The organism is Microbacterium sp. K24, assembly GCF_004794465.1.
Lineage (GTDB): Bacteria > Actinomycetota > Actinomycetes > Actinomycetales > Microbacteriaceae > Microbacterium.
The window spans coordinates 1-26759 of the sequence record NZ_SSDJ01000052.1 but is presented as its reverse complement, the minus strand read 5'-3'; the positions used below and the strand labels follow the sequence as shown (position 1 = coordinate 26759).

General features: G+C 68.7%; 24 protein-coding genes, 3 tRNA genes and 1 pseudogene. 16 read left to right on the top strand and 12 right to left on the bottom strand.

All coding sequences use genetic code 11. The features are described from left to right. Positions 1 to 540, bottom strand: a pseudogene (locus tag DW306_RS03340) (M23 family peptidase); the annotation flags it as partial. A gap of 210 nt (positions 541 to 750) precedes the next feature. On the opposite strand from DW306_RS03340, the gene DW306_RS03335 reads away from it, so the two are divergent. From DW306_RS03335 to DW306_RS03325, 3 genes are all read left to right on the top strand, one after another. Continuing rightward, positions 751 to 823: transfer RNA gene (locus tag DW306_RS03335), tRNA-Glu, on the top strand. Positions 824 to 852: 29 nt separating this feature from the next. After that, positions 853 to 926 (top strand) — tRNA-Asp (locus tag DW306_RS03330). Positions 927 to 995: 69 nt separating this feature from the next. Then, a tRNA-Phe gene (locus tag DW306_RS03325) sits at positions 996 to 1068 on the top strand. Positions 1069 to 1137: 69 nt separating this feature from the next. On the opposite strand, the gene DW306_RS03320 is transcribed toward DW306_RS03325, so the two are convergent. Continuing rightward, complete coding sequence (locus DW306_RS03320; protein WP_136054227.1) at positions 1138 to 1815, bottom strand: Type 1 glutamine amidotransferase-like domain-containing protein; 678 nt, start codon at positions 1813 to 1815, stop codon at positions 1138 to 1140. A 104-nt stretch (positions 1816 to 1919) separates the two neighbouring features. Between DW306_RS03320 and DW306_RS03315 the strand changes: the two genes are divergently transcribed. Genes DW306_RS03315 through DW306_RS03305 form a run of 3 tightly spaced genes read left to right on the top strand, consistent with a single transcriptional unit; the run spans position 1920 to position 3007 of the window. Beyond that, positions 1920 to 2312, top strand: coding sequence for a hypothetical protein (locus DW306_RS03315; RefSeq protein ID WP_136054226.1), 393 nt, complete (start codon positions 1920 to 1922; stop codon positions 2310 to 2312). Between the two features lie 5 nt (positions 2313 to 2317). Continuing rightward, positions 2318 to 2635 (top strand): hypothetical protein, encoded by a 318-nt coding sequence (locus DW306_RS03310; RefSeq protein WP_136054225.1) that lies wholly within the window; start codon positions 2318 to 2320, stop codon positions 2633 to 2635. A 9-nt stretch (positions 2636 to 2644) separates the two neighbouring features. Then, entirely contained in the window at positions 2645 to 3007 is a 363-nt protein-coding gene (locus DW306_RS03305; RefSeq protein WP_136054224.1) for a bleomycin resistance protein, read from the top strand. Here DW306_RS03305 and DW306_RS03300 read toward each other — a convergent pair. From DW306_RS03300 to DW306_RS03285, 4 genes are all read right to left on the bottom strand, one after another. Further along, positions 2994 to 6044 carry a hypothetical protein gene (locus DW306_RS03300; protein ID WP_136054223.1) on the bottom strand — a complete coding sequence of 1017 codons (3051 nt, stop codon included), beginning with the start codon at positions 6042 to 6044 and terminating at the stop codon, positions 2994 to 2996. The genes DW306_RS03305 and DW306_RS03300 overlap by 14 nt on opposite strands. Before the next feature lie 62 nt (positions 6045 to 6106). Then, on the bottom strand, positions 6107 to 6952 hold the full coding sequence (locus DW306_RS03295) for a transposase (RefSeq protein WP_136054222.1): 846 nt from the start codon (positions 6950 to 6952) through the stop codon (positions 6107 to 6109). A 50-nt stretch (positions 6953 to 7002) separates the two neighbouring features. Next, positions 7003 to 8328 carry a VCBS repeat domain-containing M23 family metallopeptidase gene (locus tag DW306_RS03290; protein WP_136054221.1) on the bottom strand — a complete coding sequence of 442 codons (1326 nt, stop codon included), beginning with the start codon at positions 8326 to 8328 and terminating at the stop codon, positions 7003 to 7005. A gap of 100 nt (positions 8329 to 8428) precedes the next feature. Continuing rightward, on the bottom strand, positions 8429 to 8710 hold the full coding sequence (locus tag DW306_RS03285; RefSeq protein WP_240747037.1) for a hypothetical protein: 282 nt from the start codon (positions 8708 to 8710) through the stop codon (positions 8429 to 8431). Between the two features lie 138 nt (positions 8711 to 8848). Here DW306_RS03285 and DW306_RS03280 point away from each other — a divergent pair, with 138 nt between their 5' ends. The 4 genes from DW306_RS03280 to DW306_RS03265 all read left to right on the top strand — a co-directional run bounded on the left by DW306_RS03280 (position 8849) and on the right by DW306_RS03265 (position 12603). Continuing rightward, positions 8849 to 9154: a hypothetical protein gene (locus DW306_RS03280; protein WP_136054220.1), complete on the top strand. Its 306-nt coding sequence runs from the start codon at positions 8849 to 8851 to the stop codon at positions 9152 to 9154. A 239-nt stretch (positions 9155 to 9393) separates the two neighbouring features. Then, the gene (locus DW306_RS03275) at positions 9394 to 10791 is read left to right on the top strand and encodes a cell division initiation protein (protein ID WP_136054219.1); all 1398 of its coding nucleotides are present in this window, start codon (positions 9394 to 9396) and stop codon (positions 10789 to 10791) included. A 109-nt stretch (positions 10792 to 10900) separates the two neighbouring features. Continuing rightward, on the top strand, positions 10901 to 11770 hold the full coding sequence (locus DW306_RS03270; RefSeq protein ID WP_136054218.1) for an ABC transporter ATP-binding protein: 870 nt from the start codon (positions 10901 to 10903) through the stop codon (positions 11768 to 11770). Next, positions 11767 to 12603: an ABC transporter permease gene (locus DW306_RS03265; protein ID WP_136054217.1), complete on the top strand. Its 837-nt coding sequence runs from the start codon at positions 11767 to 11769 to the stop codon at positions 12601 to 12603. Before DW306_RS03270 ends, DW306_RS03265 begins: the two co-directional genes overlap by 4 nt. 63 nt (positions 12604 to 12666) lie before the next feature. On the opposite strand, the gene DW306_RS03260 is transcribed toward DW306_RS03265, so the two are convergent. From DW306_RS03260 to DW306_RS03245, 4 genes are all read right to left on the bottom strand, one after another. Beyond that, positions 12667 to 13776 carry an acyl-CoA desaturase gene (locus tag DW306_RS03260; protein ID WP_136054216.1) on the bottom strand — a complete coding sequence of 370 codons (1110 nt, stop codon included), beginning with the start codon at positions 13774 to 13776 and terminating at the stop codon, positions 12667 to 12669. 147 nt (positions 13777 to 13923) lie between these two features. Continuing rightward, a complete protein-coding gene (locus tag DW306_RS03255; protein ID WP_136054215.1) occupies positions 13924 to 14202 on the bottom strand; it encodes a hypothetical protein in 279 nt (92 codons plus the stop codon). A gap of 197 nt (positions 14203 to 14399) precedes the next feature. Further along, on the bottom strand, positions 14400 to 15368 hold the full coding sequence (locus DW306_RS03250; protein ID WP_136054214.1) for a 3,4-dioxygenase subunit beta: 969 nt from the start codon (positions 15366 to 15368) through the stop codon (positions 14400 to 14402). Positions 15369 to 15447: 79 nt separating this feature from the next. Beyond that, complete coding sequence (locus tag DW306_RS03245) at positions 15448 to 16647, bottom strand: low temperature requirement protein A (protein ID WP_240747035.1); 1200 nt, start codon at positions 16645 to 16647, stop codon at positions 15448 to 15450. 293 nt (positions 16648 to 16940) lie between these two features. On the opposite strand from DW306_RS03245, the gene DW306_RS03240 reads away from it, so the two are divergent. Both DW306_RS03240 and DW306_RS03235 read left to right on the top strand, forming a co-directional pair. Beyond that, entirely contained in the window at positions 16941 to 18473 is a 1533-nt protein-coding gene (locus DW306_RS03240) for a sugar transferase (RefSeq protein ID WP_136054213.1), read from the top strand. Between the two features lie 4 nt (positions 18474 to 18477). Further along, entirely contained in the window at positions 18478 to 19644 is a 1167-nt protein-coding gene (locus tag DW306_RS03235) for a DUF1972 domain-containing protein (protein ID WP_168429214.1), read from the top strand. A 21-nt stretch (positions 19645 to 19665) separates the two neighbouring features. On the opposite strand, the gene DW306_RS03230 is transcribed toward DW306_RS03235, so the two are convergent. Further along, positions 19666 to 20241 (bottom strand): hypothetical protein, encoded by a 576-nt coding sequence (locus DW306_RS03230; protein ID WP_136054212.1) that lies wholly within the window; start codon positions 20239 to 20241, stop codon positions 19666 to 19668. 143 nt (positions 20242 to 20384) lie between these two features. Between DW306_RS03230 and DW306_RS03225 the strand changes: the two genes are divergently transcribed. From DW306_RS03225 to DW306_RS03210, 4 genes are all read left to right on the top strand, one after another. Continuing rightward, positions 20385 to 21539, top strand: coding sequence for a glycosyltransferase (locus DW306_RS03225; RefSeq protein WP_136054211.1), 1155 nt, complete (start codon positions 20385 to 20387; stop codon positions 21537 to 21539). Between the two features lie 82 nt (positions 21540 to 21621). After that, positions 21622 to 23046 (top strand): polysaccharide biosynthesis tyrosine autokinase, encoded by a 1425-nt coding sequence (locus DW306_RS03220; RefSeq protein WP_136054210.1) that lies wholly within the window; start codon positions 21622 to 21624, stop codon positions 23044 to 23046. Next, complete coding sequence (locus DW306_RS03215; protein ID WP_136054209.1) at positions 23043 to 24365, top strand: hypothetical protein; 1323 nt, start codon at positions 23043 to 23045, stop codon at positions 24363 to 24365. Before DW306_RS03220 ends, DW306_RS03215 begins: the two co-directional genes overlap by 4 nt. Then, a complete protein-coding gene (locus tag DW306_RS03210; protein WP_136054208.1) occupies positions 24362 to 25576 on the top strand; it encodes a hypothetical protein in 1215 nt (404 codons plus the stop codon). The genes DW306_RS03215 and DW306_RS03210 overlap by 4 nt, the downstream gene beginning before the upstream one ends. Positions 25577 to 25685: 109 nt before the next feature. Here the strand turns inward: DW306_RS03210 and DW306_RS03205 are convergent. Continuing rightward, positions 25686 to 26759, bottom strand: a 1074-nt coding sequence (locus DW306_RS03205; protein ID WP_136054207.1) for a PKD domain-containing protein, incomplete at its 5' end; no start/stop codon positions are given.

Genomic DNA, 26759 nt, shown 5'->3' with positions numbered 1-26759 from the left:
CTGGTCGGCGTTGTCGGCGGATCCCGCGAAGAACAGCTCGAGGGACGTGTCGTCGCCGCCGTTGCGGTAGAGCTGGGCGGCGACCTGTCCGGCCTTGCGCGCGGACTCGTCGGCGACGGCGGCCTGCTCGTCGGCCTTGGCCTGCAGGGTCTCGGCTTCGGCGATCGCGGCGAAATACGCCTGCTGGGCGGCGTAGAACTCGTCGGAGGCGACCTGTGCGGCGGCCTGCGTCTCAGCGACCTTCTGCGTCAGAGAGGCGATGAGGCCTTCGATGCGCGTGACCTCGGCGGCGGCGGCGGCCTCGTTCTGCTTCGCCTTCTGCACGTCGTCCCAACTCGGGTACGACGCGGCGTAGGCGGCGGAGACGCCGGACGTGAGACCGAACGCGCTGAGCGCGACGACGCTGAGCGCACCGAGACCGAGGGCCCCGCGACGGCTGATGCCGCTCTTCGAGAAGGCGCGACTCTCCGCCGGGCTGGGTGCACAGCCGCATTCCGCGGATGCCGCCTCGGCAGCATCCAGCGTGTTCCTGTCGTTCACTCGGCCCCTTCCGCCGGTTTCACACATGTCACACTAACAACAACATTCACATCTGCAACAGGGTGAAGATACGGATGCCACGGCACGCCTGACGTGTCCATCGTCCTCCCGATGCCGCGTTCGACGAAGCCGCCGCGCCCTCGATTCGCGATTTGCTCAGAACATCCCTTATGCTTGAGCGTCGGCAAGGAAGTCCCCCGGGACTGACTCGGCCCCATCGTTTAGCGGCCTAGGACGCCGCCCTTTCACGGCGGTAGCACGGGTTCGAATCCCGTTGGGGTCACTCCATCCGATATAATTGAAAACAAGTATGGCCCTGTAGCGCAGTTGGTTAGCGTGCCGCCCTGTCACGGCGGAGGTCGCGGGTTCAAGTCCCGTCAGGGTCGCTCCATGCGATGAGCTCTTTCTTCGGAGGGGGCTCTTCGTCTAGGATGCGACAGGTTCGCCGGTCGCACGGCTCTGTAGCTCAGTTGGTAGAGCGCACGACTGAAAATCGTGAGGTCACGGGATCGACGCCCGTCGGAGCCACACGGATGATCATTACGTCATCCCAGAAACCCTCGTGAGGCTTCTACTCACGGGGGTTTTGCTTTGCCCTCAGCCCTCCCCGGAGATCGCGAACCAGTTCCCCTCGGAGATGACGCGCACGGTGCCGTCCACGACCGCGATCGCCGTCTGATCGTCGATCGCGTAGGCCGGTCCCCCGATGTCGGCGCCCCACACCCGTGCGCTCTCCGACGTGTTGGACTCCCAGCCGGGATAGTCGAGGTGCGGGAAGATCGAGAAGTCCACGATGCCGAGGGCCTCGTCTCCGTCCTCCGGCCGCCAGCCCAGGAAGTCTGCGCCGACGCGAGGCGTGAGCGCCATGCTGCCGCCGCTGATCCCCACCCAGACCGTGTCGGTGAGTTCCGACAGGAGGCGCTCGAGTCCCGACTCGCGGATCCAGTGCGCGAGGTAGATCGCCTCTCCGCCCTCGACGAGGAGCACGTCGGCATCCCGCACCCAGGACTCCCATCGGTCGCGGTCCAGGCTCGACAGAGCGGTGAGCTCGAGCAGCCCCACCGACTTCCATCCCAGCCCGACGAGATCCTGCCGCTCCGATCCTCGGCCGGCGACAGACCTTCGCGCCGAGTACGGATCGCACATCGGGTGGCCCCACTGCGCCGTCGGGATGATCAGCGCCGTGCATTCCTCGATCGGCTTCCCGAGAAGCTCGACCAGTGCATCGCGGATGGAGTCGTTCGTCACCCCACCCGAGGTGAGCAGCAGCTTCATGATCGACTCCCTTCGGCGGAACATTCATTCTCGCGTTCTCCGGCACACGATCGATAGGGTGAATCGATTCCACCACCTGACACCCTTCGAGCACTGGAGCACAGATGACCCGCACCAACCGGCCCGTGGGGGTCACGATCGTCGCCGTCCTGCTGATCGTCACCGGCATCCTCGGCCTGATCGCCGGCATCCTCGCCATCGTCGCGGCACTCGCCGGCGCGGGAGCGGCCGGGCACCTCATCGTCCTCGCCGTCCTCGCCATCCTGGCCGCCGCGCTGAACCTCATCTTCGCCGCCGGCATCCTGCGGGGAAATCGCGTCGCCCGCCTGATCGTCACGATCGTCCAGGTCATCAGCGTGCTCGGAGCAGTGGCTTCGCTCGCGACCTCCCCGGCCGCCGAGTCGATCTGGGGTCACATCCTCAACATCGCCGCACCCGTGGTGATCATCCTGCTCCTGTGGGCGGGAGAGAAGACGAAGGCCTTCTTCGCGCGGTAATCGTGATGGCCCCTGAGACGCCCGCCCGCCGCATCGAGCTCACCCTGCACAGGCCGTGGTTCGCGCTGTACGCCGGCATCCGCCCCACCCTCGTCATCGACGGACGCGGACAGCCCACGCAGTGGGGACTCGGCACCTGGCAGGTTCCGGCCGAGGACACGGCGGTCATCGGCGTCTTCCTGTTCAACCGGATGTGGCGGTTCGGGCAGGCGGAGCACACGCTCTCGCCCGATGACGCCGCACTCGAATACCGGGCGCCCGCCCTGCCGTTCCTTCCCGGACGCATCCGTCCGGCCGCCCATTCACGGGCACCACGCGCCTAGGATGCCGACATGGCACCGGACCGTGCACTCCCGAACCTGCCCTCGAGCGACTTCGACACCACGCAGAGCTTCTACGGGAGCTTCGGCTTCCGACCGACCTTCCGCGGTGACGGCTGGATGATCCTGCGGCGCGGCGACGTCGAGATCGAGTTCTTCCCGCACCCCGACGTCGATCCTCTGACGAGCAGCCACCAGTGCACGATCCGGGTCGACGACCTCGACGAGCTGTGGCAGGCGATCCACGCGACGGGCGTCCCGGTCGCCGAGCGCGGCCGACCCCGCCTGCACGAGCCCCGGGTCGAGAGCTCGGGCCTGCGGATCGGCTACCTCGTCGACACCGACGGCACGCAGCTCACGCTCATCCAGAACTAGGCACGGCGTCGCGACGACCGGGAACCCGCCGGCCGACGAACAGCAGGCCGAGTCCGACGGCGACCAGCAGCACGCCTGCGCCCGCGGCGACCCACGCGCTCGACGCGGGGATGTCGAGGTAGACGGTGATGCCGAGGATCCTCGACAGACCCCACGGCAGCAGACCCATCTGGTCGTTCCAGGTGGTGAGGGCGCGTTCGAGTCCGATCGACGCGACGACCGCCGCGGGGACGGCGAGCCCCGCTCCGATCGCGGCGAGCACCGCACCCGTCGCCCGCCGTGCGCCGATGCGGCCGGCGAGCGCCCAGCCGACGGCGACGAACAGCCAGACGAACAGCGCGAAGGCCACGGCGATGTAGAGCGTGCGTCGCAGCGGATCGGTCCAGAACGCGACCCAGTACCCGCCCGGCCCCGTGAACGAGAGCGCGGCGAGCACGAGCGCGCAGCGGAGCACCACGACGCCGCCGATCGTGGCGAGCACGGCCCAGCCCCAGCGTCCCCGGAACAGCAGGAGCAGCAGCGCGACGAAGACCGCCCACGCCCCGAGCGTGATGGCGAGATGCGCCCATGAGAGGAACGAGGTCTGCACGGCTCGGGTGGCGACCAGCAGCGCGCCCGGAACCAGCCCGAGCAGCACATGGTCGGCGCGCAGCATCCCGAGGGTGGACTCCCCTGCCCGCCACGGACGCGTCGCACTGACCCACGTCGCGCGCGCCGCCATCGCGCCGGGGCGGCGGACCAGCCGCGTGCGGGCGGAGAGGATGCCGATGAGCACCCACGCCGCGGTGAGCAGCAGCAGCCCCCGGGCCAGCCAGGCCATGGCGAGGTCGCGGTCGCCGCGCTCGACGCCCAGCTCGGCGGCCGTGAGGTTGAAGGCCGGGTGATCCACGTCGCCCTCAGAGGAGGCGAGGTGCGCTGCCGCCTGTTCCGTGTAGGCGTCGCGTGCTGTGCGCCAGGCGTGGTACGACTCCGGCGAGAGAGTGTCGTGCCACGCGGCCTGATGGAGGATCATCGCGCGGTACGACCCGAGGAGGTCGAGAGTGTCCTGCTCGTAGTCGAGGCTCCCGAGGAAGGCCTCGCGCAGACTCGCGTTGCGCCAGGTCGACGGGTCGGTCTCCTCGATCAGCGCGCGCATCCGCTCGACCGCGTCGGAGGCGACCTCGCCGCCCTCCACCGCCTCGTCGAAGCGGTCTCGTGAGATCGTGTAGATCACGTCGAGCACCGCCGAGTCGCCGGTGAGGATGTCCCACTCGAAGATCCACATCATGGGCGGCGGCTCGAGGCCGATCGCCGAGACCCGCTGCTCGGCGAACGGCCGCAGGTACAGCCCCTGCTCGATCGCGGTCCGGGACAGCGCCATGGCGTCCGCGATCGCCTGCACGGTCGCCGGGTCGTCGGAGAACCACTCCCTGGCCCATCCCGCCGTGATCGCCGCCGGATCGGCATCCGGATTCCTCGCCAGATCGACGGCCAGCTGCGAGTTCAGGTCGGCGAGCTGCCAGAAGCCGGCCTTGCCGTAGAGGATCATCGGACCCGCCCGCCACGGCCCGCCGTCCTGGGCCCACGCCCAGATGCCCTCGATACGGTCGTTCGACGCCAGCAGCTCCTGCAGCGCCCAGGCGTACTCCGCCCCGAGATCGTTGGGGAACGCCCCGTTGTTCTCGAACTCGCGGCGACTCTGGAACTCGACGATGCGCCGCTGGTCGCCCTGCTCCAGGGTGTCGTTCACCGGCAGCCAGCTGTAGAAGTCCCCGAGCGTGTACTTCGTCGACACGATGAGGGCGGGCGAGTCGATCCCGCCGAGCACCTCCTCGTACGCGTCCGCGTTCGTGTGCATGTCTCCGACGGCGCCGACTCCCACGCTCCAGGTGCGGAAGATCACCTCGCGCCCCGACCGCTCGGCCTGTCCGGTGAGCGCGGTGAGCATCGCGCGCACGGCCTCCGGTGTCGTCACGGCCAGCGACGAGTAGTAGTCCCACCCCTCGACGTCGTACACGCGCCCGGCCTCGCCGATGCGGATGAGCACCCCGTCGAGTGCGGGCTCTGCGGCGTACAGCTCGTCGAGCGCCGCGGAATAGACGTCCCAGAGTTCGGGCGAGGTCGTGTCGAGCGAGCCGAAGCGGTCGGTGAGGTAGGCCTCGAGCGGGGAGGTGAGGGTGAGCATGTCGGTGCGCAGGAACACCTTCATCCCGAGTTCCTCGGCGCGGTCCCAGAACGGCCCGAAGGCCTCGCGCAGCGCGAGCGCCTTCGCCACGTGCGTGTCGTCGTCGGCGTAGACGCCCTGGACAGCCTCGAAGGTCACGAACTCGACGAACCCCGGGAACGCGATGGCGTTGTATCCGTCGGCGATGACGCGGCGCAGGTAGTCGTCGTAGTCCTCGTACGCCGCGGCGAGCGCGTCCTGATCGATGTACGGCGCCTCGGGCAGGAACACGTCCGCGAACGCCTGGGAGGCGTGCGAGTAGTCGGTTCCCGGCAGCCATTCCTCAGGATCGGCCGCGACCCCCACGGCGCCGAGGTCGACCATCCGGAACGGGAGGCGCGACGTCACCGCGGTCTCGAGGTCGGCGGTGATGTCCTTCCCCTGCCGGATCGCGGCGGCGATGTCGTAGATCCCGCGAGCCGCGCCCGCCGCGGTGCCCTCGATGCGGAGTGCGTCGGGCGTGCCGCTGAGGAAGTAGCCCTCGTCATCGACCGCATCCGTGAGGCGACCGCCGATCATGATCGTCAGGGTGGCGGTGCCCACGGTCTCGACGCCCGACAGCGCCGCGTCGAGCTCCTCGACGGCGACGCGGATCCGCTCCGTTCCGTCGGCACCGAGCACGGTGAGCTGCGGAGGCGGAACGGATGCCGGCACCGACGCCACCGCGCGGGACTCGCCGCCCATCCGCTCGGCGGGCTGCGCCCGGATCCCGAGTGCATCTCCGACCACCACTCCGACTCCGGCTCCGGCGGCCAGCAGCACGACGACGACGATCAGAGCGAGGATGCCGCGGACGCGTGCCGACTTCGCCCGCACGGCCGTCTTCGCTCGCATGGAGGAACTCTATCGACGTCTGGGGACGGTCAGATCCACGGGGCGTCCGAGCGCAACACCCGCTACAGCTCGTCGAGGGCGCGCCGCGCGTCTTCGACCTCATCCGCCGCGGCATCCGCCTGTTCTGCGGCCTTCGCCCGCTGCGCCTCGAGGTCGGGCTTCTCGCCCTGCACGCGCTCCGCCTCTTTCCGCAGCTTCGCGAGCCGGGACTCGAGATCCGCCACCTCTTCGGACAGCTCCGCGGCCCGCGCCTCCAGGGCATCCAGCGCCTTGTCCTGCTTAGCGAGCTCGCGCTCCGCCGTGGTGAGGCTCTTCTCCGCGGCAGCGACACGCTTCTCCGCCTCCCGGCGCACGCGCCGGGCCTGCAGCTCGTCTGCGGGCCGAGCAGGGGCCGGATCGAGTGCGGTGATCTCCCCGGCGACGGCCTCCCGGACGTCGTCCTCGCTGCTCGTGGGTTCGAGCGCTCGCACGAGCCGCCCGGAGGCGACGGCCGCAGCGGCTCCCGGGTCGAAGAACGCGGCCGAGATGGTCTGCTCGACGGCCTCGAGGGTCGCCGGCGTGATGCGCTCGCCCCGAGACCCCGCCAGGTCGCCGGCGGTCTCGGCCAGCCGACGCGTCAGCTGGCGGCGCTCCCTCCCGAGCTTCGCCAGCGCAGGAGCGTCCAGATCGTCCTGCGCCTCACGGAGCTCGGCAGCGAGCTGCAGCGCCTGGTCGAGCTGGCCGGAGCGCTCCTGCGCGAAGACGTTGACCACCCATGCGGCGATGGACGGCTTGCGCAGAGCGCGGATCTGCGCGGCGAGCGCAGCGTCTCCGACCTCCTTCGCCCGCGCGTTGCGTGCAGAGACGAAGTCCTCCGGCGGACCGGCGCACAGGCCGGCGGCGATCTCCTCGAGCGTCGGGTCGGGCATGCGCCCACGATACGCGGATGCTCCCGGCACGTCGCAGAGGATCGACCTGTCTATTCGATGGCGAGGTAGTCCGCGGCGTCCGCGGCGACGAGGCTCCGCGCGCCGAATCCGCCCGAGCCGGTGCCGGGATAGACGAAGATCTCCCCCGCAGGCGTGCGACCGAGAAGATCGGCCCGCTCATCGCCGTTGTAGTCGACGCCGCCGCTCAACGCGGTGAACTCCAGCCAGCCCGCTCCCGCTTCACGTCGCACGCCGAAGCCGTTCGCGACGCCGGGGTAGAAGTAGAGCGTGCCCGTATCGTCGACACCCATCAGGTCGCCGCGCCCGTCGTTGTCGAAGTCGCCGCCGACGAGGTAGTGGAATCCCTCCCAGCCGCCGCCGAGCGTGACGTAGGGAGTCGCGAACGCTCCCGCGCCGTTTCCTCGGAAGATGGTCATGACTCCGGAGCTCGCCACACCGATGACGTCCTGCCTGCCGTCGCCGGTGTAGTCCGCTCCCGACACGATGTGCAGCATGTCGTACCACCCGCTGCCGGGTGTGGTGGCGTTCAGGAATCCGCCTGTCCCCGTGCCGGCGTAGAACTCCAGGGCGCCGTCGGAGCGCGCCGCCAGGATGTCGCCCTTGTTGTCTCCGTTGAAGTCCGCGTGCGTGATGTGTCGGCGGGTGCCCGCCCAGCGCACGAAAGGCGTCGACGCCGGGTGGAACGATCCCGTCCCGATGCCGGCGCGGAGTCGCAGGTCGCCGTTCCCGGCGACGATCAGCAGATCCGCCTTGTCGTCACCGGTGTAGTCGGCAGAGGAGACCGCCGAGCCGGGTCCGGTTCCGAGTCCGGGGAAGAAGAGAGGGATCAGATTGCCGCGCGTCACGTTCGAGAGGCAGGTGAAGCCGCCGTTGATCGCGGTGTAGATCGTGCCGTTCAGCCGCACTTCGAAGTGCAGGTGGAACGCGGTGGTCGCCCCGGTCTTTCCCACGACGCCGATCTGCTGACCACGGGTGACACGGGTCCCGGGCGGATACCATCCGATGTCGGCCATATGGGCGTATCGCGTGGAGTACCCACCGGGATGATCGATGTCGATGTAGTTGCCGTACCCGCTGCTGTACGTGTTCGTCCTGATGACGCCGTCGTACGCCGCGAGGATCGGAGACCCCCCTCCGCCGCCGATGTCGATGCCGTCATGGGCACGGAAGTTGCCGAGGCATCCGTCCCCCACCTTGGACTGGATGTTCCCGGAGGAGGGAAAGACCATCTGGCCATCGGTCGCCGCCGCGGCCGGGCTCCCGCTGGACAGGGAGGGGACGAGCACTCCGACCATCAGTGCCAGCGCAGCGACCATTCCCACGCGCGCGAGACGCCAACGGGATGCTCGCTTCATCTCGAAGTTCTCTCCTGCTCGGTGGCCCCAGGGACGCCGTGTCCTCCGCCGTCACCGTATCAGCGGACACGCCCTCATCCCGGGCTGCCGCACCGTGCCGTCAGAGAAGGTCGTACGCGCTGCCGAAGGGCACGATGTCCTGCAGGTCGTCCCGGTGGTCGACCGGAACCGTCTCGACCGAGATCACGATCTGCGTCGCCGCCGACATGAGCACGCTCACCGAGCGTTCGCCCACGACGGTGAACTCGACGAAACGCGGTCCCGACCGCGCGGCGGACGCGATCTCCTCCTTCAAAGCATCGACATCCTGCCCGGGCGCCAGCGTGAAACCGACGTCGTTGACCGCGACATGGGTGCGCACCATGGTCCGCATCTCGCTCATTCCACTCGCCTCCCCGTTCTCCGTCATCCGGCGAAAGTAACCCCTCGGCACACTCGAACAGAAGGGGATTGCGCCCGAGGCGAATCAGGGGCATGCATCCGTGCGCGACGGACTCATCCGCGGGTGTACGGTTCAGGGATGGGCAGACTCCGATATGACGGCACCTCGGATCCGATCCTGATCGAGGATTCGACGCTCGCGCACCTGAAGATCGTGATCGCGACCAAGCTCCGGCGACAGGAGAGCTTCATGATGACGTGGCTGCCGATCACCGACGGCCCCGATCAGCGCGCGACCGTGTGGATCCACCCGGCCATCCCCCTGCAGTTCGGGTTCGACGCCGCGGCCCCGGCAGCGATCGACCCCCATCTCATCGCCGAGATGATGAAGTCCCTCAACGCCACGGGTGAGCTCGTCCTGGACCATCTGGTCGCGCCGCGCTGACGCCCTCCCGGAACGGCCTGCCCGGCCGGTGATCTCCACGATCGCCGCTCGGCGAAACTGAGCGCGCACGACGCGACGGACGCAACTAGGCTGGACGCACGCCAACGCTCGGCCTGACCTGCGCCAGGTCTCGGCCGTGGCGTGAGCCCGTACGACCTCCCCCTTCGGTCCACTCGCTCCCGTTCGCGGGACGGAGCCGCAGCTCCACGACGTGGCCTCGCCAGAAAGGCTTGAACCTCATGAGCGAATCCTCCGGAAGCACCGACCGCGACGAGCGGTCGCCCGACTTCTTCGATCAGCTGATCGAGACCAATCCCCGCGAGCCGCAGGCCGCCTTCACCGTGGGGTTCCGCGGCTACGACAAGGGCGAGGTGGACGCTGCGCTCAGCACCCTCCGCACGCAGATCGAGCAGCTGAAGAACGACCTCGCCGAGACCAAGGCTCACGAGTCGGATGCCGTCGAGGCGGTCCGGGCCGAGGAGCGTGCGGCGCGCGAGGCCCTCGAGGGCGAGCTCAGTGCGGCGTCCGCGAAGGCCTCCGACGCCGAGCAGCAGATCGCGACCCTCACCTCGGAGCTCGTCGACGCCCCGCAGCCCGACGGCAAGGAAGCCCCGTCGCGGCAGCAGTTCGAGGCGATCCTGCGCGTCGCCGAAGAGCAGGCCAACGTCCTGATCCAGAACGCCGCCGTGCAGGCGGACCGGCTGATGACCTCTGCCCGGGAGGAGGTCACCGCTCAGCGCGCCGAGGCCGAAGCCGACGCCGAGCGCATCACCGCGCAGGCCCAGCGCGACGCCGACCAGGTGCGCCTGAAGATGGACACCGAGTACACCGCGCACGAGGCGCGCATCGAGCGCGAGGCGGCGCATGCCGCGGAGAAGGTGAACCAGGCCGCGCAGGAGGCGACGGCGATCCGCACCGAGGCCGAGAAGGGCGCGGCCGCGCTGCGCTCGCTCGTCACCCGCGAGACGACGCAGCTGCGCGCGGATGCCGAGCGCGAGGTGCGCGACATGAACGCGCGCGTCCTCGAGTTCGAGGAGACGCTGACGCGCCGTCAGGACGACGCGCAGCAGGAGTTCCTCGTGCTGCACAACCAGGCGGTCGCTCACGCGGAGCGCATCACGAACGACGCCAACGAACAGGTCGCGGCGTCGCTGGAGCATGCCCAGCGCATCTCGGCCAGGGCTGAGGACTACGAGCGTCTGACGCGTTCGCAGGCGCAGACCATCGAGGCCGATGCGCAGGTGCGCGCCCGCGAGGTCCTCGACCGCGCACGGGTGAAGTCGCAGAAGATCGTCGAATCGGTCACCGGCCACACCACCGCCGTGCTGCGCGACGCCGAGGACCGCGCGCGCCAGCTGCGCTGGCAGCAGCAGCAGCTGACGAGCTTCATGGCCGAGGTGCGCGAGCTGATCCGTCCCGACGGCATCTTCTCGGATGAGGCTCTGCCGGCCGAGATCGACGGCGATGCCCCGACGACGACGGATGCTCCGACGGCGGATGCTCCGACCGCGACCGACGAGACGTCCGGCGAGGAGTTCCTCGGCGACGAGGTGCTCGACGACGAGCTCGACGACGACCGTCCCCTCGAGAAGATCACGATCGACGTGGTCGACGCCGAGGAGAGCAGCAAGCGCTGACGATCACCGTCCCGCCGCGGAGGGGCGGCACCCGTCGATCATCGGCGGGTGCCGCCCTCCGTCGTTCCACGGCTATCGCTCGCGGCTCCGGACGGGCAGTCTGGGAAGCATGACAGACAGCGTGATCGAGGTCCGCGACCTCCGCAAGGTCTACGGCGACTTCACGGCCGTCGACGGGATCAGCTTCGACATCGCGCAGGGTGAGACGTTCGCGCTCCTCGGGCCCAACGGGGCCGGGAAGTCGACGACGATCGAGATCCTCGAGGGCTACCGTCACCGGAGCGCGGGAGAGGTGCGTGTTCTCGGCGTGGACCCGCAGCACGGCGGCCTCGAGTGGAAGGCGCGGCTGGGCATCGTCCTGCAGTCCACCGGAGAGCCGGGATCTTTCACCGTGCGCGAGCTGCTGAAGGAGTTCGCGGGCTACTACCCGCACCCGCGCGACGTCGACGAGGTGATCGCCGCCGTCGGGCTCGAGCAGAAGCAGCGCACCCGGGCCGCACGGCTGTCGGGAGGCCAGCAGCGTCGGCTCGACGTGGCCCTCGGCATCATCGGCCGCCCCGAGCTGCTGTTCCTCGACGAGCCGACGACGGGCTTCGACCCCGAGGCCCGCCGGCAGTTCTGGGAGCTGATCCGCTCGCTCAAGGCCGAGGGCACCAGCATCCTGCTGACGACGCACTACCTCGACGAGGCCGCACAGCTCGGCGACCGTGCCGCGGTGATCGCGGGAGGCACCATCGCCGCCATCGGCCGCATCGACGAGCTCGGCGGAGCGGAATCCCGTGTGCCGCTCGTGCGCTGGACCGACGCGGCCGGCAGGCGGCACGAGCAGCGCGCCAGCGCACCGGGGGCCCTCGTCGCCGCGCTGCAGCGCGACGAGGGCGAACCCCGAGACCTCGAGGTGGTCCGACCGACGCTCGAAGACGTCTATCTCGACCTGATCCGCGCGTTCGACTCGCGCCTCGAGGAGGCGGCGGCATGACCTCCGCCACCGCGGCACCGGCGCGCTTCGGACTCGGGCGCACCGTGCGCCTCGGCATCCGTCGCATCCCGTTCGAGCTGCGTCAGTACTTCCGGGCCGGCGATCAGGTCTTCTTCACGTTCCTGTTCCCGACCCTCATGTACGTGGTGTTCGCGACGATCTTCACCGGCGACATCGGCGAGGGGCCGGACACGGTCAGCATGGCGACGTACTACCTGCCGGGGCTGATCGCCGGCGGCATCCTGCTCTCCGGTGTGCAGGCGCCGGCGCTGGAGATCGCCGCCGAGAAGAGCGACGGCACACTCAAGCGTCTCGGGGGGACCCCGATCTCGCCGATCACCTATTTCATCGGCAAGGTCGGCGAGGTCTTCGTCACCGCGATCCTCCAGATCGCCCTGCTCATCGCCGTCGCCGTGGTCGTCTACCGCGTCGAGCTGCCGACGGATGCCGCGATCTGGGGGCGCTTCGCCTGGATCTTCGCGCTCGGGCTGATCGCCTGCACGCTGCTCGGGATCGCCCTGTCGTCCGTGCCCCGGTCCGGGAAGTCGTCCGCTGCGGTCGTGATCCCGGTGGTGCTCCTCATCCAGTTCGTCTCGGGTGTGTACATCGCCTTCTCGATGCTTCCGGAGTGGCTGCAGAACGCGGCCGGCGTGCTGCCGGTGAAGTGGATCGCGCAGGGCATGCGCTCGGTGTTCCTCCCCGATTCCTTCCGCGCGACGGAGACCACCGGATCGTGGGAGATCGGACTCATCGCCCTGATGCTGGCGTTGTGGCTCGTGGTCGGGCTGGTGCTCAGCCGGCTCACCTTCCGCTGGATCCGTCGTGACCGATGAGCCCGAGCACACGGAAGAGGGCCCCGATCTCCGCGGAGATCGGGGCCCTCTGAAAGCCGGGGTCTACGCCCGGCCGAACTTCGCCACTTCCGGGCAGTCGAAGGGGTCCGCGCCCGCGGAGAGACCGACGCGGTTGAGGTACTCGATCACGATCGCGTAGGACCGGAGGAGGCTGGTCTCCGTGTACGGCACGTCGTTCGCGGCGCAGTAGTCGCGCACGATCTCCCGCGCCTTCGCGAGGTACGGTCGCGGCATGCTCGGGAAGAGGTGGTGCTCGACCTGGTAGTTCAGGCCGCCCATCAGAGCGGTCGCCCACCATCCGCCGCGGATGTTGCGGGAGGTGCGCACCTGCTTGGTGAAGAAGTCGAGGCGGGCGCGGGGATCGATGATCGGCATGCCCTTGTGGTTCGGTGCGAACGCGGCTCCCATGTAGACGCCGAAGACGGCGAACTGAACGCCCATGAAGGCGAAGGCCATCCCGAGCGGCAGCATCATGAAGACGGGGACCAGGATGAGGGCGAACCGCAGCGCGATGATGCCGAGCTCGGTCCAGCGTCCCTTGACGTTCTTCGTCGTCGTCAGGTACTTCAGGCCGAGGAAGTGGAGGTTGAGCCCCTCGAGCGTGAGGAGCGGGAAGAAGAACCAGCCCTGCTTGCGGGTGATCAGCTTGATCAGGCCCTTGGCCTTCGCGGCATCCTCTTCGAGGAACGAGATCGTGTCGACCTCGATGTCGGGGTCCTTGCCGACCTGGTTCGGGTTTCCGTGGTGCTTGGTGTGCTTCGAGTCCCACCACGAGTAGCTCATGCCGATGCTGGCGATCACGATGCGGGCGAGCTTGAAGTTCGCCGGCCCCGTGGTGAGGATCTGGCGGTGCGCCGCCTCGTGGCCGAGGAAGGCGATCTGCGTCAGGACGATGCCGAGGCCCGCGGCGATGAGCAGCTGGAACCAGCTGTCGCCGAGCAGGATGAAGCCGGTGATGAGGCCGCCCAGCGCGACCGCGATGCCGGCGGCGACGAGGACGTAGAACCACTGGGCCCGGCGGAGCAGGCCGGTCTCCTTGACCACCTGAGAGACCTGCTTGTAGGCCTGTGCCATCGGCGGGAAATCGGTGTTGCCGGAGTAGGTCTGACGAATCGGTCCCAGCGTTGCCGCGGTCGGTTCGATCTGCGTGATGGAGATGATGTTCTCCCTCTGATCAGAGCCCTTGAGCCATGGAGCCCAAGGCGACTGCCCAACGCTTACCTCACAGTAGCCCGACCCACATACGGCTCCGGGAATACTTCGGGGGCCCTTGACGGGGCGTGATCGGTGTGCAGGCGCTCAGGCGCGAGCGCGCCGCGGCCGGCGGCGGAAACTGCGCGAGACCGGTCCGCTGCGCTCCTGCGCGTGCGCCTCGTGACGGCTCTCGAGAGCGGAGCGGGCGGCGTCGAGGGAATCGAAGGCGCCCAGTTCGGTGCCGTGGTTGTCGCGCACGAGGTGCGCGGTGCCGTCGAATTCGACGAAACCGGCGAATTCGCCGTCGCGTGTCGCGACGTGCACGTCGGCGTCGGCCTGTTTCCAGGTCAACGGATCGGATGGGGGGAAGGTGGTCGTGCTCATGGTGATGCTCATTGCTGTGTGGCGGGCACGCGTCGGCGCTCCGCAAGATGTGAGATCGAGGGCGGATGCCGCGCGCATCGATGTGCGCGGTCCGTGATGGCCCTGATCAGTGGCGACGTGGCGGCCGAGAGGGGCACAGCACACACGTTGCACGACCAGCATAGCAGACATCGCGAGAGGCCTCGGATCTCCCCTCCTCAGCCCGCGGGCGGCCGAGCGCCTCCCCCAGGGCCGCCATCGCCCCCGGGTGCGCTGCCGGCAGCCGGGACGGTGGTCGTGTCGACGCCGACGACCAGGGTCGCCGCGTACCCCTTCGCCACGTCGCCGCTGACCGCAGCGAGCTGCGATGCGCCCGAGTCCTCGCCGAACACGTTGTCGCCCGCCAGCGTGACCTGCGCCAGGTTCTGCGCGGACCCGGAGTACGCGGCCTGCGCGTACACCGCCGCGCAGGCGGCCTCGGGCAATGCCATCTGGGAGGTCGCGATCGCGTTGGTCGCATCCGTGACCGACGCCGCATCGGGGAAGACCTCGAAGTGGATGTGGGGCCAGCGTCCGGAATAGCAGCCGGGGAAGATCGAGGTGAACGACACCCTGCCGTCGGCATCCGCCACCTGCACGCCGCGCAGATAGGTGACGTCCTCGAGTCCCGAGGAGTAGAGCGAGTACTCCCCCTGCGCGGTGCAGTGCCATGCGTAGACCGCGACGCCCGCGAACGGGACGCCGCCGTTCGCCAGATCGACGATCTGGAATTCGATCGTGAGCGGGACGCCGTCGGCGGTCGCCGTCCCGTCGATGGAGGAGCGGATGTCGCGACGCACGATGCCGGAGTCCTCGAGCACGTCGGGCCCGTTCGAGCCGTCGCCCGGGTACGGACCGGCGGTCTCGTCGGGGATCTCCGTCACCGCGGCGCAATCGCCGGAGGGGCGAGCGGTCGGTGTCGGCGTCGGTGTCGATGTCGCGCCGCCCGAAGCCGCGGGGGCGCAGGCGGCCAGCACGACGGCGCCGAGTCCGAGACCGGCGAGCCCGAGCACGCCGCGGCGGCTCAACAGGGTGCGGATGTCGAAGGCGACGCCCTGGTCGACGACCTCCTCGTCGGCGCGATCGAGCAGGCGCCCCTCGTAGGCGGGGCCGTCGGGCGTCTGGTCTGGTTCGGGGATGCGGCTCATGATCGGGCTCCTCTCGAGCGGACCGCGGGTGCGGGAACACCATGGTCTCGACGGAGTCGATCAGGATGCTTTGGCCGGGCTATGCCTCGTCTATGTCTCTGCCTGCGGCGTCGGGGATGACGGGCGGACGGATGACGAGCACCACGACGATGATCACCAGGATCAGGGCCGTGAGGGTCACCGGGATCGGGAGGATCGGGTCGAGCAGCACGAGCAGAGCTCCGAGCGGGAAGACCGTGTTCACGACGCGGTCGGCATGCGCACGGATGGCGATCCACCAGATGCCGAGGAGGAACACCGCGATCGGGATCGTGACGGTGAACGAGGCGGCGACCTGGGAGATGTGGCTCTCGCCGGTCAGCACGTCGATCTCCACCTCAATGCCCGCCGACAACGCCGCGGCCGCCGCGAACACGAAGTAGTGCGTGTACCCGTACCTCAGAGAGTTGCGGAAGCTGCTGATGGCCCGGTGGTGCGGCGGCCAGAAGTAGATCCACCACAGCGATGCCGTGACGACGAGCGTGAGGACCGAGATCGCGATCAGCGGACCGAGGGACTCGACCTCCTGCAGTGCGTCGATGATCGCGTTCGCCGAGGCCAGCAGGCTCTCGCCGAGCACGATCAGCGTGAACAGGCCGTAGCGCTCGGTGATGTGATGCGGATGCCACGGGGTCTGCCTGCGGTACTCGGCGAACACCGGCACGCTGATCTCGATCAGCACGAAGAGCGTGAAGGCCAGGATCTGCGGGATGCCCTCCGGCACCAGCAGGAACAGCACCCACAGCACCTGCACGGCGGCGATGCCGACGGCGTACTTCCGCGTCGCCGAGCGCAGGGGGCCGGCCGAACGGGAGGCGCGCAACCACTGCGCGACCATCGCGATGCGCATCACGACATATCCGAGCACGATGATCGTGAAGTCGGCGTCGACGAATGCCCGTGGGATTCCGGCGGCGAACACGAGCACCCCGCCCATCTGCACGATGGTCGTGACGCGGTACAGCCAATCGTCGGTGTCGAACGAGGTCGCGAACCACGTGAAGTTCATCCACGCCCACCAGATCGCGAAGAAGAGCATCGCGTAGGACGTGATGCCATGGAGGAAGTGCCCCTCGCTGAGGGCGTGGTGGAGCTGGGCCGAGGCGATGCTGACGGCGACGACGAAGACGAGGTCGAAGAAGAGCTCGAGAGTGCTCGCGGTGCGATGCGGCTGGGCGGGGTCGCGCGGCAGCATCCGGCGGAGCCGGAGGCGCGGGGCGGAGGCGGAGTTCGCAGTCACGGCGTCAGAATAGCCGTCTGGAAATACCGGTACATCCATTCGGCGGATTTATCTTCCGCTCGCGCCCTCCATCCGCTACAGTGTTCAGAGTCTGCTGTGCCTGCTGCTAGCGACCGCCGTGTGGGACGGCGAAATGCACTCCGTGAGTGGGATCACCGAGTTTCAGCAGGACCCGAGGGGTCGGGACGCAGACGATTGCCGTGAACGTGGGGTTCAGGGTCTGGGGAAATCTGGGGAAAACTAATGTCGCACTGGGGATTTTTGCGTACATTCACGGCTCAAGGGGCCTCGGCATGACTTCCGTCGAGGATGCTCTGAGCATCGCTCGTCCGGGCGCGGTCTTCATGCCGATCGCGGCTCCGAGAGCAACCAAGTCGGTGACGCGCACGGTGGTCACACCCCGCGCTTCGGCGACTCTGGAAAGACGCCGCCAGTGGGAGCGTCGCTATCGGATGCGACTGCGGATCACGGATGCGGCCGTCATCCTGTTCGCCGTCGGTCTGACGGCGGCGGTCCAGCTGGGCACCGGCATCACCGGGTTCGAGGTCCTTCGTGACGGCATCCCCCTCGCCGCACTCTGGTACCTCATGCTCAGTGCACTGCACACGCGGGACGCCGCGTTGTTCCGTGCGAGTGCCACCGAGTACCGCGGCGTGGTCCACGCCAGCGGGCTCGCCTTCGGGATCATCGCCATCGTGGCGGTGCTGCTCGCATGGAAGTCGATGCAACTGACGCTGCTGCTGGGGCTGCCCGTCGGTGTGTTGACACTTCTGGTGACCAGGTGGTTGTGGCGCCACTGGCTCCAGGCCCAGCGGACGCACGGGCGGTTCGCCTCCCGCACGCTCGTCGTGGGCAACAGGGATGACGTCGAGTACGTGGTGCGCACCCTGCACCCGATCGGCGCGTCCGGCTACCAGGTGGTCGGCGCGACGCTCCTCGACGGCAATGCCCGTGAGGTGGAGATCGACGGCGCGGTGTTCCCTGTTCTGGGGAACGTGAACACCGTGTCGACGGTCGCTGCCGAGCTGGGCGCCGACACGATCATCGTGGCGAGCCGACCCGAAGGCGAGCCCGAGTTCGTGAAGCAGCTCAGCTGGCAGCTCGAGGGGACGGCCGCAGAGCTCGTCCTCTCGAGCCGCCTCACCGACGTCGCCGGCCCGCGGATCTCGTTCGCGCCCGTCGAGGGACTGCCTCTCATCCAGGTGCAGATCCCGACGTACGAGGGCGGACAGCACCTGCTCAAGCGCGCCCTCGACATCGCCGTCGCCACGCTCGCCCTCATTCCGATCGCGCTGCTGGCGCCGGTGCTGGCGATGCTCATCAAGCTCGACTCGCGCGGTCCGGTCTTCTTCTTCCAGGAGCGGGTCGGTCGGGACGGCCGACGCTTCAAGATGGTCAAGTTCCGCTCCATGAAGACCGATGCCGAGCAGCAGCTCGCGGCCCTCAAGGACCAGAATCAGGGCTCCGGCCTCCTGTTCAAGATGAAGGACGACCCGCGCGTGACGCGCGTCGGACGCATCCTGCGCAAGCTGTCGCTCGACGAGCTCCCGCAGTTCTGGAACGTCCTCATCGGCGACATGAGCGTCGTGGGTCCGCGCCCGCCGCTTCCCAGCGAGGTCACCGCCTACGACGGCACCGTGTTCCGCCGCCTCTACATCAAGCCGGGAATCACCGGCCTGTGGCAGGTCTCGGGTCGGAGCGACCTGTCGTGGGACGAGAGCGTGCGCCTCGATCTGCGCTACGTCGAGAACTGGTCCGTGATGAACGATCTGCAGATCATGTGGCGCACGGCGAAAGTCATGGTGCAGCCCAGCGGGGCATACTGATCGGATGAGCAATGCGAATCCGCTCACCATCGCGATGGTGGGGACACGTGGAGTGCCCGCAGCATACGGGGGCTTCGAGACGGCGATCGAGGAAGTCGGTCGCCGTCTCGCCGCCCGCGGTCACGACGTCGTCGTGTACACCCGCGGTTCCGAGCGTCGTGAGAAGGAGTACCTGGGCATGCGGGTGGTCCACCTCCCGGCGATCCCCGTCAAGCAGATCGAGACGCTCAGCCACACCGGCCTGTCTGCGCTGCATCTGATGTTCCGCCGTCGGCCGGACGCCACGTTCGTCTTCAACGCGGCGAACTCCCCCTTCCTCCCCCTGCTGCGGCTGCGCCGGGCACCGGTGGGGCTGCACATGGACGGGCTCGAGTGGCGCCGTTCGAAGTGGGGCCCTCGCGGCAAGGCGTACTACCGCTGGGCCGAGCAGTTCGGTGTGCGCACGGCGGACGCCCTCATCGCCGACGCCCCCGGCATCGCGGACTACTACCGTCACCAGTTCGACGTGCCCACCGAGCTCATCCGCTACGGCGCGCCGATCCTCGAATCGGTCGCGGAAGGCCGGATCGAGGAGCTCGGGCTGACCCCAGCCGGATACCACCTCGTGGTCGCCCGTTTCGAACCCGAGAACCACGTGCTCGAGATCGTCCAGGGCTACCGGCACAGCAGGGCGAGCCTGCCGCTCGTCGTCGTGGGGTCCGCGCCCTACAGCAGCGAATACACGCAGCAGATCCGCGAAGCCGCCGCCGGAGACGACCGCATCCGCCTCGTCGGCGGAGTGTACGACCAGCTTCTGCTGGACGCGCTCTACTTCCACGCCTTCACCTACGACCACGGTCACTCGGTCGGCGGCACCAATCCCTCGCTCCTGCGCGCGCTGGGCGCATCGACCGCCGTCATCGCGTTCGATGTCGCGTTCAATCGCGAGGTGCTCGCCGACGAGGGCTGGTTCTTCTCCACACCCGAAGACGTCGCCGCCGCATTCGAGCACTCGGAAGCGGACCCGATACGCACGCGCGACCTGGGCGTCCGAGGACAGGAGCGAGCCCGCACCGCGTTCCGCTGGGAAGACGTGGCCGACGCGTACGAGCACCTGGCTCGCGCCCTCTCCCAGAAGGTGAGCGTCCACCGCACGGCTCGACGGTCCAGACGGCGCACCCAGGAGTGGTGATCGGCTTCCGCCGCCACCGGATCACGGCCGCGGAGCGATCGACTTCTGCAAGCGGCGGGCGAGCGTGCGCGTGTCGGCGGCGGCCTTCTGGAGCCCTCTGCGGTGAGTGCGGATGCCGAGATGATGCACGTCGACCACGTCGAGCGGGTGGCCCGCATCGCGTCGCCATGGCAGCGACCGCTGCACCGGGAGATCGAGCGTTCCGCGGCGGGAGTCCAGGACCTCCGCGTACTCGGCGAGGGATGCGGCAGAGACCTCCTGCTCCCCGAGCAGCAGGGCTTCGCGGAGCGTGAACGTTCGTGTGCGAGCGCTCGGGCTCTTCCGTACTATCAGCGATCGCTCGGCGAGCGACGCGGCGATCACCAGATCCGCCTCGTCGAGATCGGCCATGGTCAACGGAGTGGAGAGATGGCCGAGCGCCGTGACGACGACGCCGACCGAGTATCGGCAGGCGCGCCGCCCGGGCGATGCCTCGGTTCCGGCCGAGCCCACGACCCACTGGCCTGCGTCGGCGCCGAGTTCGTCCTCGAATGCGGCAGCCATGAGCGGCGATCGGCAGATGTTCTGCGCGCAGACGAACAGCACTCGTCCAGTCATACCGATTCCCCTCTCCCGCACTGATCGGTGCGGGCGCGGGCTTCGAGGGTTTCCCCTCAGCCGCGTCGACACGGTAAGAATGATCCTATCTGCCGCCGATCAGCTTCCGGCGGGGCCTCGATACGAAGGGAACGGGGAACCTCTTGCTCGTCCTCATCGTCCACCCCGGTGCTGAGCTGTACGGCGCCGATCGCGTGACGCTCGAGTCGGCAGCCGGTCTCGCCGCGGCGGGCCACGATGTGGTCGCCGCGCTTCCCGAGCAGGGCCCGTTGGTGGCCGCCCTCGAGTCGCACGGCGTGCGCGTCGTCGTCCAGCGGATGTTCGTGCTTCGCAAGCAGCTGATGCGGCCGCGCAACTGGCCGAAGCTGCTCGCCTCCGCCGCCGGCGGCTTCGTCGACTCCTGGCGGCTGATCTCGCGATACCGTCCTGATGCCGCATACGTGAGCACCGTCGTCGTCCCGCACTGGCCGATGCTGCTGCGCCTCAGACGGGTGCGGACCATCACCCATGTGCACGAGGCCGAGGCGAACTCCCCCTGGGCGCTGCGCGCGTTCCTCTACAGCCCTCAGCTCTGGGCGCACACCGTCATCGCGAACAGCCGATTCACCGCAGACCTCATGCGCCGATCACTCCCCGGTCTGCGGCGGAAGATCCGTGTCGTGCTCAACCCGGTGCCTGGTCCGCCCTCCGTGTCGCCCCCGCGCGAGCATCTCGACGCCATCCGTATCGGCTACGTCGGCCGGCTGTCGCCGCGCAAAGCGCCGGACGTGGTCGTGAGCGCGATCGCCCTGCTGCGCGATCGGGGACGGAACGCGCGCCTCGAGATCATCGGCGATGTCTTCCGCGGCTACGAGTGGTACGCCGCTGAGCTCGCAGCGCAGATCACGGCGGAGAGGTTGAGCGACGTCGTGACCTCGCACGGCTACGCCGCCGACATCTGGCCGCACGTCGCTGCGTGCGACGTGATGATCGTCCCCTCGCGCACGGACGAGTCCTTCGGCAACACCGCGGTCGAGTCGATCCTCGCCGAACGGCCGGTGATCGTCAGCGATCTCCCCGGTCTGCGGGAGGCGGTGGCGGCGTATCCGACCTCGCGGATCGTCACACCCGGCGACGCCGTCGCGGTGGCCGACGCCATTCAGGAACTCATGGATACGTGGGCCGATGCAGTCCGGCATACACCGGCGGCCGCAGCGGCTGCGGCCGCCCGCCATTCCGTCGACGAATATCGGCGAATCGTGACGAAAACCGTGGAGAGCTCCGCCGGAGTGACACACTCGGAGTTCACGGCGGATTGACGGCCGCGAACAGGGGAGAATAGGCAGTGGGCGAGCACCCCGGATCCTGAAACCGGATGCTCGAACACTGGGGAGGAACATCATGTCACTGCAGGACTACCTCGACGCCCTGCGTCGACAGTGGATAGTCATCATCGCGCTCACGATCATCGGCGCGGGTGCTGCCTACGGCTATTCGAGGACCCTGCCTCCCGAGTACAGCTCCACGGCAGCCGTCATGGTGATCCCGCAGCGCGGCGACAGCACGAACGAGCTCGTGCAGGGTTCGAGCTACGTCCAGAGCCTGGTGCAGACCTACGCCGTGCTGGCGTCCTCTCCCCTGGTCCTCACCCCCGTCATCGACGACCTCGATCTCGACGAGACGGCCACCCAGCTGGCGAAGCGCGTGTCGGTGGTGAACACCCTCAACACGGTCGTGGTCGAGATCTCGGTCACCGACAGCGACAAGGAACGCGCGCAGGAGATCACGGCGGCGATCACCGACTCCCTCGTGTCGGCCGTCGCCGACGTGTCGCCCAGCGATGCGAACGGCCAACCGGCCGTCCGCCTCGAGACGATCGCTCCCGCCCGCATGCCGCAGGCGCCGATCGGCCCCAACACCCGCCTCATCACGCTCATCGGCGCCGCACTCGGACTCGCCCTCAGCGTCGGATATGCGCTCGTCCGACGGGCGCTCGGAACCAGAATCGCCGAGCGCGGCGACATCGCTTCGGTGACGGACGCTCCGGTCATCGGCGAGATCGTCGCCTGGCGCCGCAACTACACGGTCCTGTCGACGATGCTCCGCAGCCGAGACAGTCGCGCCGCCGAGTCCTTCCGCGCTCTCGCAGCGAACCTCAAGTACGTCGCCGTCGACCGCGAACTGCAGGTCGTCATGATGACGTCGTCTGCTCCGCACGAGGGAAAGTCCTCGGTCAGCATCGGCCTCGCCGCCGCGCTCGCCGAATCGAACCACGACGTGCTGGTGATCGACGCCGATCTGCGCCGGTCGTCCGTCGCGACGCAGCTGCAGCTCGAGGGCTCCGTCGGCGTCACCTCGATCCTCGTCGGCGACGCGACCTTCGATGAGGCGCTGCAGCACGCGAAGTCGATGAACATCGACATCATCGCGGGCGGCGCACCCGCACCGAATCCCGGGCAGCTGATCACCTCCCATCGCCTGCGCGAGCTCGTGGCAGAGGCGCGCGAGCGCTACGAATACGTGATCATCGACAGCGCTCCGGCGCTCGTGGTGTCGGACGCTCTGTGGCTCGCCGACCTGTCCGACGGCGTCCTCGTCGTCGCACGCTCCGGCAAGACGCGTCGCAAACAGGTCACCGCGGTGCTGTCGGCTCTCAAGTCCACGCACAAGGACGTCATCGGCATCGTGCTCAATGCGGTGAAGCGCAACGAGCGCGGTCCCTATTACGTCGCGGAGACCCCTCCCCGGCGCTGGTCCCTCGCCGCCAAGCGGGCGAACGCGAGCGCTGAAGGAACACCGGGCGACGACGCCGCGCGCGACGCATGAGCGTTCTGCTCGCACTCGGAGCGAGGGCCATCTCGATGGCCATCTCCCTCGTCTGCGGCGTCCTGACCGTCCGCCTCATCATCGGCGGTGCCGGCGTCGAGTACTACGCGCTGTACACGCTCGTCGCATCGCTGCCCGGCCTCATCGCCTTCTCCGATCTCGGGTCGGGCGCCGTGCTGGTGAACAGCATCGCGGTGAGCGACACCCCTCGCCAGGATCGAGCGATCCGAGCCCAGCTCACCACTGTCGGGCGCATCATGGTCGGCTTCGCCGGGTCCGGCATGGTCGTCAACGCGATCCTCTACCTCACCGGCGCATGGCGCGCGATCCTCGGAGACGCCGGCACGATCCCTGGCGCCGACCTCGCCGCGTTCGTCTCGATCACCATCTTCTGCCTCGGCATCCCGCTCGGCATCTGGCAGCGCGTACTGCTCGGCCTGCACAAGAATCACCTGATCATCCTCATCCAGGCGGCGCAGGGGCCTCTCAATCTGTTGCTGGTGTGGCTGCTGGTGTCGTTCGCACCGCCGTCCGCCGGAACCTTCCTCGCGCTGTCGTCGATGCTCTCCGGATTCATGGTCGCCGCCGCAGGGTTCGGCTTCGCGCTCAAGGCGCTCTCGCCGATGCTCCAGCTCGCGATGCGCGACATCCCCCGGGTGCGCAGCATTCCGGGAGTGCGGGTCATGCACATCGGCTGGCCGATGCTCGTCCAGTTGATCTCGGCCCCGCTGTCCGTCGCGCTCCTCCGGTATATCTTGGCCCAATCGGGCACGACGCACGAGGTCGCGGAGTACGGTGCGGTCGGTCAGGTGTTCTTCGCGATCAACGGGGTGGTCGCCGCCGGCGGGCTCGCGCTGTGGCCGCTGTTCACGCGCTCCCGCGCCCGCGGCACGCTGACCCGCGGACCCTATGCGATCGCCGCGCTCTTCGCCGCCGGCGCGGCGGTGATCTGCGCGCTCGTGTGGGCGGTCTCCCCGTGGCTGTTCGGCTTCATCACGAACGACTCACTCGAGGTCTCGAGTTCGACGGTCATCGCCTTCGGGCTCATGGTCGTCTGCCAGGCCGCGCTGTATCCGCTCGGGATGTTCCTGATGGACGAGGCCGGCATCCGCTTCCAGATGGTCCCGGTCGCTCTCATGACGGTTTCGACCATCGTCGTCGCTCTGCTGATCACCCCGTCACTGGGCGCCGCCGGTCCCGTCCTCGCGAACGCGGCATCCGTGCTGGTCTTCCAGGTCGTGCCCTTCGCGATCTACATCGCCCGTCACCGTGAGCGTCTCATGGGCGCGTCCCGCACCCCCGAAGACGGCACCCCATGAAAGTCCTCGCTGCGGTCGTCTGCGTGATTTTGGCGGCCAGGATCACGCTGCTGCAGGGTGTGACGGCCGGCATCCTGATCAGCATCGTGCTGCTGCCCGTCTGGGTGGTGACGCTCTGGCGGCAACGCGGCGGTTCGGCGATCGTGACGCTCGGCGCTCTCGCCATCATCAGCGGACTCGTGCTGACGGACTTCTTCGCCGCCGATCATCCGACCAGCGAGTCGATGATGCAGCAGAACACGTTCTCGCTCGTCAGCGTCATCGGCGGGATCGGCGTCGTGGTGTGGGTGCGCAGCCTGCTCGGCAACGCCTCGACCGCGTTCTGGTACGGCGTCGGGCTGATGGTCGGGGTCGTCTTCCACGGCCTCGACACCGACAACGTGTGGAAGTTCGATCTGTCCGTGCCGGCCACCGTGATCGTGCTGGCTCTCTGCATGATGAGCCGCCGACCGTGGGTCGAGATGATCGCCCTTCTGCTCCTGGCCGTCGTCTCCGCCCTGAACGACTCCCGCTCAGCCGGGTCCATGCTCCTGGTGGCTGCAGCGCTCGTGGTGTGGCAGTCCCTCGGCTCGCGCCTGGCGAAGAGTTCGACCACCGTGCGCACGCTCGCGGTCTTCGGGTTCACGGCCGTGATCGGCTACGCCGCCCTGCAGGCCTTCATCCTGGAGGGCTGGTTCGGCAAGGCCGCAGCGGTGCGCTCCGAGGCGCAGATCGCGCAGTCCGGCTCGCTCCTGCTGGGAGGGCGTCCGGAGCTCGGTGCGTCCACCGAACTCATCGCCGCGAACCCGCTCGGACTCGGTTCCGGCACCTTCGCGAACGGCATCGACCTGCTCATCGCCAAGACCGGCATGGCTCGACTCAACTACGACCCGAACAACGGCTACGTCGAGAAGTACATGTTCGGCAACGGCTTCGAGGTCCACTCGATGCTCGGCGACCTGTGGATCCGATTCGGATTGTTCGGTGCAGCGCTGCTCATCGTCGCGCTCGTCATCATCACGCTCGGCACCGCAGGTCAGGTCGCGAAGCGAGCCGCCAGCGGCTTGATGATCTTCCTCGCCATCCAGGTGTTCTGGGACTCGCTCTTCGCACCGTTCTTCTCCACGTCGATCTCGACGCTCGTGCTGGGCGTCGCGCTCGCGATGGTGCCGCGCGTCCCCCGCGCGGTGTCGACCGCAGACAACCCGGAGTTCGTCAGCTTCGCGCGCTGACCGCTCGACCCGGCGGCGGGGCATCGCCGCACACCGGCCCGTCGACGACAATGCCGGGGGTCCGCACTGCGGACCCCCGGCAGGGTGTATCGTCTCTGAGCGATCAGCCTCAGGGCTTCGTGACGGTCAGGTCGTCCCAGCGGAACACCGTGGACGGGAGCGTCGACGCGGACGAGACCGTGTTCATGAGCCCGATCGTTCCCGTGGCCTGCATGGCCGCGGTGGTGTCGGTCGCAGTGATCTGCCAGTTCGCCGGCTCGGCATCCGTCGCCGCCCAGACCTTGGCGCCCAGCGTCGTCGGGTTGGTCCCGGTGACCGAGAGCGCCACGTTCAGCGTGGTGCCCGGCGTGTAGGTGAAGGCGGGCATCAGGTACGAGCCCAGTGCCACCTCGTCGCGCAGCAGGTAGAGCCGCACGCCGCCGCCGACCTCGAACCGCACGCGGGTCGAGTAGTTGGATGCTCCGACCTGACGTCCGATGATGGTCGCCGTCGCCGCTCCGCCGACGACGGAGGCGTCGGTGGACACCGAGACCCGCACCACCGCATCCGTGCCGGTCACGCCGAGGCGAGCGATCCGGGTGGCGGACGGGGTCAGGGTCGCGATGCCCTTGCCGTCTGCCACGCTGTACGCCGCCGCGCCGTTCTGCAGCGTCCAGGCACCGCCGAGATCGGCGGAGCCCCAGCTTCCGGCTGCTGCCGTCCGCGCGAACGCGTCGGCTGCCAGCGCGGAGGCGACCGGGGGTGCCGTGACGGTGACCTGCTTGGTGACCGAGGTGGTCGCGCCGGAGTTGTCGGTCACCGTGAGGATGACGTCGAACGTGCCTGCTGCCGCGTAGGCGTGCGTCGCCGTCGCGCCAGTCGCTGTGCCTCCGTCGCCGAAGGTCCAGGCGTAGGACTGGATCGTGCCGTCGGCGTCGGTGGATGCCGATCCGTCGACCGCCACGGACAGCCCGGTCGCGGTGGGCGTGAATGCCGCCACCGGCGCCTGGTTCGGGGCAGGAGCGACGGTGACCGACGTCGTCTTGGTCGCGACGCCGCCGCGGTCATCCGTCACGGTGAGCTTGACCGAGTAGGTGCCCGCTGCTGCGTAGGTGCGCGTTGCCGTCACGCCCGTCGCGGTGCCTCCGTCGCCGAAGGTCCACGCGTAGGACTGGATCGTGCCGTCCTTGATCGCGTTGATCTG